1 protein-coding gene is annotated in these 464 nt (G+C 65.5%); it reads right to left on the bottom strand.

From position 1 onward, the window contains the following. A partial coding sequence (locus tag IB266_RS30485) for a FecR family protein (RefSeq protein WP_192264443.1) occupies positions 1-464 on the bottom strand: 464 nt, incomplete at both ends.

The following is a 464-nucleotide window of genomic DNA, read 5'->3' as shown; positions in this document are numbered from 1 at the left end:
GCCCAGCGCCAGGGACTGCTGCAGTAGCTGCAACTGGGCTGCCACATCGCCGGTACCGACGATGCCCGTCACCGGCAGGCTGTTCAGTTCATCGCCCCGCAACCAGATCGCTCCCGTGTGGTAGCGGCGCAACTCATCGACCACCTCACCCACCGGCCGCTCGTTGAACACCAGCCGGTCACGACGCCAGGCGATGGCCGCACTGACATCCATAGCCTGCGGGCGGGACAGCCATTGCGCGCCGTACTGCAGTCCCTGCCCCTCCTCGACCTCGGCAACCTGCGAAGCATCGCCATGGGTGACTCGCACCGTATGCTCGGTAACCACCAGCTTCACGGTATCGCCGCTACTGCGAACATCGAAGGCCGTGCCCAGGGCACGCATACGGCCATTGCCGGCTTCGATCTCGAAAGGACGCTGCGGATCGGCGGCCACCTGCACGAAGACTTCGCCCGCATAGAGAC

It is taken from the genome of Pseudomonas sp. Pdm06 (genome assembly GCF_014851795.1).
In the GTDB taxonomy this organism is placed as follows: Bacteria; Pseudomonadota; Gammaproteobacteria; order Pseudomonadales; family Pseudomonadaceae; genus Aquipseudomonas; species Aquipseudomonas fluorescens_AA.
Note: the sequence above shows the minus strand (reverse complement) of the source record. Positions and strands in the feature narration are given on the sequence as shown.